Annotated in this window: 5 protein-coding genes; 2 read left to right on the plus strand and 3 right to left on the minus strand. The window is 48.0% G+C overall.

Translation table 11 applies throughout. From position 1 onward, the window contains the following. Nucleotides 1-329: 329 nt before the first annotated feature. Nucleotides 330-1,241, minus strand: a complete 912-nt coding sequence (locus tag JX312_RS08795) for a DMT family transporter (RefSeq protein WP_123403427.1) — start codon at nt 1,239-1,241, stop codon at nt 330-332. A gap of 250 nt (nt 1,242-1,491) precedes the next feature. Between JX312_RS08795 and JX312_RS08800 the strand changes: the two genes are divergently transcribed. Together JX312_RS08800 and JX312_RS08805 are read left to right on the plus strand one after the other, a co-directional pair. Beyond that, nucleotides 1,492-2,565, plus strand: coding sequence for an alpha/beta hydrolase (locus JX312_RS08800; protein ID WP_204457740.1), 1,074 nt, complete (start codon nt 1,492-1,494; stop codon nt 2,563-2,565). Between the two features lie 137 nt (nt 2,566-2,702). Further along, nucleotides 2,703-3,062 (plus strand): TonB family protein, encoded by a 360-nt coding sequence (locus JX312_RS08805; RefSeq protein WP_123403218.1) that lies wholly within the window; start codon nt 2,703-2,705, stop codon nt 3,060-3,062. A gap of 41 nt (nt 3,063-3,103) precedes the next feature. Here JX312_RS08805 and JX312_RS08810 read toward each other — a convergent pair whose 3' ends face one another. Both JX312_RS08810 and JX312_RS08815 read right to left on the minus strand, forming a co-directional pair. Continuing rightward, nucleotides 3,104-3,712: a tetratricopeptide repeat protein gene (locus tag JX312_RS08810; RefSeq protein ID WP_123403220.1), complete on the minus strand. Its 609-nt coding sequence runs from the start codon at nt 3,710-3,712 to the stop codon at nt 3,104-3,106. 4 nt (nt 3,713-3,716) lie between these two features. Then, entirely contained in the window at nt 3,717-5,267 is a 1,551-nt protein-coding gene (locus tag JX312_RS08815) for a bifunctional response regulator/alkaline phosphatase family protein (protein WP_204457741.1), read from the minus strand. Between the last annotated feature and the right edge of the window lie 54 nt (nt 5,268-5,321).

The following is a 5,321-nucleotide window of genomic DNA, read 5'->3' on the forward strand; positions in this document are numbered from 1 at the left end:
GTCTTGGAACGCCTAAGTTCCTTTCATTAAGTTCTGTGCCATAGTCGTAAATGTTTAGAAATTTTAACATCAATGATTGCTGTCGGTCAGAATATTATGCCGCTGAAATCAACAGGAACAAAATACTTAACGGCAATACCGCCAATATCTTCACTCGCTTTCTTGACCTTGTGGGGCAAAAAAATACCGAAAGCCCGGAAGTCGCATTTTATGCACGCATGAATTTTTACAGTCAGTCTCATTTCAGCCGGTTTGTGAAAAATATGCTTGGAGTGTCGCCGACAGAATATCGCAACAATTTCCAACACTTACTTATGTGATTAAAGACATTATTCCGACTCCATGTCTTTCCGGCTTCGGCTCATGGTTACAAGGAATACGCCTGCAAATATCAGAAGTATTGCAAATGCTTTTGTTATTCCAAAAGTATCCATACCCCACAGTATCGCGACTATGCAAGCCACAAGAGGTTGTATGTAATTATACATCCCCGCCACTGTGGGACGCAGACGTTTCTGACCGATCACGACAAGTATGTAAGATACAAAAGTCGCACCGACCACAACCAATGACAATGCTCCCCACTCCATGGGAGTCACGGCATCCCATTTTGTATAGGCAAGTTCTCCGGCAGAAAACGGCACTATACATATGAATGCGAACGTGAACATCCATTTCATGACGGTGAAAAGTGAATAACGGGATACAAAGTTCTTGAAAAGCACGATATACAGGGCATAGCTCAACTGGGCGGTAAGCACTGTAAGATCTCCCCATATCGATGAGGAGGAGCCTCCGGACGCCGGGCTGCCTCCGAGAATAAGAAGCACCGCTCCGGCAGCTCCGGCGGCAATACCCATTATTTTTTTGCCTGTTATGGGTTCTTTCAGAAAAAACGCAGCGAGAATCATTGCCCATAACGGCATACTTGTCGTGATTATTGAAGCGTTTGTGGGAGATGTCATTCCCAGACCGGTAATGAAACAGCCCTGGTTGAATATGATCGCAAGCAGCGAGGCTCCGAAGAGCTTTGCCAGATCTTTAGACCCCACATGTTCCGGTTTCATGAAAAGAGACACGAGCCAGAACAGGATCATGGCACCGGCAATACGCAGATTTGTTACGACCCACGGGGTTATTGTGCCGCTGATCATTACGAATTTTGCTATAGGAGACATAACACCCCATATGGCATTTGCCCCGAACATCGAGGCATGTCCTTTTAAATCTATTTTCATAATAAATCGCTGAAACTGCATAAATCGCTGAAACTGCAAAATTAATAAACTTTCACAGGAAAACCAATGATTCATCCGTCGCAACGGTCTGCGTGACGGTCACCGGTTACCTCTATGACGCTTATGCGAACGATGGCAGTCGACCGCATGTGTGAAATTCCGTAATCGAGGTATATTCTTGCGTAACATTGGTTATTTGTCTTGTCTGTCGGTATGTTAATTTTGCAATACGGATTAAGAGATATACAGACATATGAAAAGAAACATCACCTTGCTTCTATTGGCAGTTTTTTCATTGATGACAATCAAATCGCAAAACAATAAAAACATTATGGAAATGGAAAGCCTCGAACTTACACCGGAATGGGATAAAACTTTTCCCCGTAGCAATAAAGTGAAACATAAGAAAGTTACGTTCACCAATCGTTACGGCATCACTCTTGCTGCCGATATGTACAGTCCGGAAAATGCCGTCGGTTCATTGCCGGCGATAGCGGTCTGCGGTCCTTTCGGCGCGGTCAAGGAGCAGTGTTCCGGTCTTTACGCACAGGAAATGGCGGAACGCGGATTCATCACACTGGCATTCGACCCCTCGTTTACTGGAGAAAGCGGCGGACAACCGCGTTATATGACCTCTCCGGACATAAACACGGAAGATTTCAGCGCCGCCGTTGATTTCCTCGTGACTCATCCGTCGGTAAATCCTGAGGCTGTCGGTGTGATTGGCATCTGCGGCTGGGGTGGTCTTGCCATAAATGCGGCGGCGTCAGACCCTCGCATAAAAGCGACCGTAGCCTCGACAATGTATGACATGAGCCGGGTCAGCGCCAACGGATATTTCGACAGTGCGGACACTGCCGAAGAGCGTGACAAACTGAGAGCGGCACTTGCAGCGCAGCGTACGGAGGATTTTCGCAACGGTACGCCGAAGCTTGGAGGGGGTGTGCCGGATGTGCTTCCGGAAGACGCACCGAAATTCCTTCGTGATTATTTCGATTATTATAAGACATCCAGAGGCTATCACCCCAGATCTCTGAACTCAAACGGCGGCAGGAATGCTACATCCCCGATTCCGTGGATAAATTTTCCGCTCATGAGCCGTGCCGCCGAGATTAAGAACGCGGTAATGATTATTCATGGCGAAAAGGCACATTCCTTTTATTTCGGCAGTGACGCCTACAAAAAGCTGACTGTGAATCCGGGTCAGGACAACAACAAACTCTTTATGGCAATTCCCGGAGCAAGCCACACAGACCTTTACGACCGTAAGGATATAATTCCGTTTGATGCCCTTGCAGGATTCTTCAATGAGTATCTGAAATTCTAAACATGAAGTTTTAAACCGTCTTCTGGAAACTGTTTTTTAACCGTCTCTTAAACCTTTTTAAGAGACGGTTGTCTAATATTAGGATAAAACTATTTTGTTGAAAGCCTACGTGGCTTCGGCAAATTAAAACAATTGTTATGAAAAAGTTTTTACTTGTATTGGTTATGGCTGCTGTGGCTTCCGTTACGGCACTTGCAGCAGAGACAAAGGCGTCTTTCCCCGGAGGAGACAAGGCTCAGGCGGAATTTATCGGCAAGACACTCGTCTATCCCGCCGCCGCTGCTGAAAATGGAGTGGAAGGTGTGGTTGTTGTCTCTTTCACCGTAAAGACCGATGGCACCATCGGAAATATCAAGGTAAAACGTATGGTTGATCCCGACCTTGAGGCGGAGGCGATACGCGTGGTAAAGAAAATGCCGGCGTGGATTCCTGCGTCAAAAGACGGTAAAGCCGTGGAATCTACTGCCGAAGTGCCGTTCAGATTCTCGATCAAATAGGAATCCTGATACCGGCGGTTGACGAGACTTTCATATTGATTTTATTGTGAATGTTCCGATCTTAGTGCATCGGGAAAAATCTCAATCAACTCGGAAACAATCCGTTTTGCGACAGTGTCGCCCAGATGTGCGGCTCTGTCATAATATATGATCGATTTTTTATAATCGTAGCGTAATATGTTGCCGTGCGAATAAGCGTCTGCCACTTTTTTTATTGCTCCGGCAGATGCGGAGTCACCCGGATTTCCCTCAAAATAGTCTGCCAGTTCCCGTAAAGCGGAGGGAGATCTGCGTCCTGCCGCGTAATCAAGAAGGCGGAGAGCTTCTGCCGTGTCTGCCGGCAGTTCCGGCGAGCCTGCGAGCAGAAGGTGCCCGAGATTCGCCGAAGCCTTGGCATCTCCGGCAGCTGAAGCGCCCCGCAGATACATAAGTGCCGAATCGCGGTCGAGACGTGTACCCTTTCCCTGCCAGTATAAGAACCCCAGATAATTCATTGCCCGCAGCGAACCGACTGATGCGGAATCGCGCAGTGCGGATATGGCGCATTCCTCGCCGTTTGCAGCGCGGTCTTCGATTTCGCGCATCGGAGTGCCGGGAATAAGTGACGCGCACGGCAGCGCGGCGGCTATCAGACAGAGGAGTGTACGCATGGCTTCATTGTTTTGGTGTCAATGTCACGAGCGGCACGAGCATTTCCTGAAGCGAGATACCTCCGTGCTGGAAAGTGCCGGTGTAATATTGCACATAATAATTGTAATTGTTCGGATATGAGAAAAAATCCTCATTGCACGCATATATGAATGAACTTGACAGATTAGGAGCCGGCAGTCCGAAACGCTTGGGATCATGCATCTCATATACCTGTTTCGGATTATAACTCAGGTTTTTTCCAACTTTGTAGCGCAGGTTTGTATTGGTGTTTTTATCACCCACCACTTTCACCGGATTGTCTACCCGTATCGTGCCGTGGTCCGTGGTAAGAATCACCTTGTATCCCAGTTCGGCAAGCCGGCGGAAGATGTCGATGGCTGACGAATGGCGGAACCAGCTCTCCGTAAGCGACCGATACGCGGCATCGCTGTTCGCAAGCTCGCGTATCATCTTTGATTCGGTGCGTGCATGTGAAAGCATGTCTATGAAGTTGAGCACAAGAACCTGCAGCGGTATGTCTCTGGAGGAGGAGAGCGACTGAACGAATTTCTCGCCTGCCGATGAATCGTTGAGTTTTGTATACTGGAATCTGTCCTTTCGGCGAAAACGGTCGAGTTGGGTCTGTACCAGCTTTTCTTCGTGGATATTAAGTCCTTCGTCCTCATCCTCGTCTACCCAGTATTGCGGAAACATTGTCGCTATCTGCAGCGGCATGAGTCCTGCAAATATGGCGTTTCGCGCATACTGCGTGGAGGTGGGAAGAATGGTGGTATACAGTTCTTCCGACACATTGAAGAATTCCGACACAAGCGGCAACACCACTTTCCACTGGTCGAGTCTGAAATTATCAACAAGTATGAAACATGTCTTCTCCCCCTTGTCGAGCAGAGGGAAAACACGCTGTCGGAAAATCTCATGGCTCATAAGCGGATGTTCCGAACCTGTCACCCAGTCCTCATAGTTGCGTTTCACGAACTTGCAGAAATTGGAGTTTGCATCGCGTTTCTGCATCAGAAGCATCTCCGACATTGAATTGTCTGTCTCCGCAAGTTTGAGTTCCCATCTTACCAGCTCGCGGTATACATCCATCCAGTCCTGTATTGACGCGGCTGTGTTTATAAGAGAGGAGATTCTCATGAAATCCTGCTGATATTCTGAAGAAGCGCGTGTCGCCACTATCTCCCGGCTGTGGAGGTTCTTTTTTATTGAAAGGAGTATCTGGTTCGGGTTAACCGGTTTTATGAGATAATCCGCGATCTGGTTGCCGATCGCCTGGTCCATGATGTTTTCCTCCTCGCTTTTGGTTATCATGATAACCGGGATGTCGGGATGCGAGCGGTTTATCAGGGCAAGAGTCTCCAGTCCGGAGATTCCCGGCATATTCTCGTCAAGCAGAATCAGGGAATAAGGCTCGTTTTCCAGCGCATCGAGCGCATCGCGCCCGTTGGATACGGTTGTCACTTCATATCCCTTGGCTTTAAGAAAAAGTATGTGGGGCTTGAGAAGATCTATCTCATCATCAGCCCAGAGTATTTTGTCTGTCATATCGCTAATCGGAGTCGGGATTCGGAATTGTTTCTGGTTCTTGAGGAGGTGTGGGTTCCGGCA

It is taken from the genome of Barnesiella sp. CU968 (assembly GCF_905219685.1).
Classification (GTDB): Bacteria; Bacteroidota; Bacteroidia; order Bacteroidales; family Muribaculaceae; genus Lepagella; species Lepagella muris_A.

Coding starts and splice junctions, on each gene's coding strand:
- JX312_RS08800 (WP_204457740.1), top strand. CDS start 1,492: ATGAAAAGAAACATCACCTTGCTTCTATTGGCAGTTTTTTCATTGATG.
- JX312_RS08805 (WP_123403218.1), top strand. CDS start 2,703: ATGAAAAAGTTTTTACTTGTATTGGTTATGGCTGCTGTGGCTTCCGTT.
- JX312_RS08810 (WP_123403220.1), bottom strand. CDS start 3,712: ATGCGTACACTCCTCTGTCTGATAGCCGCCGCGCTGCCGTGCGCGTCA.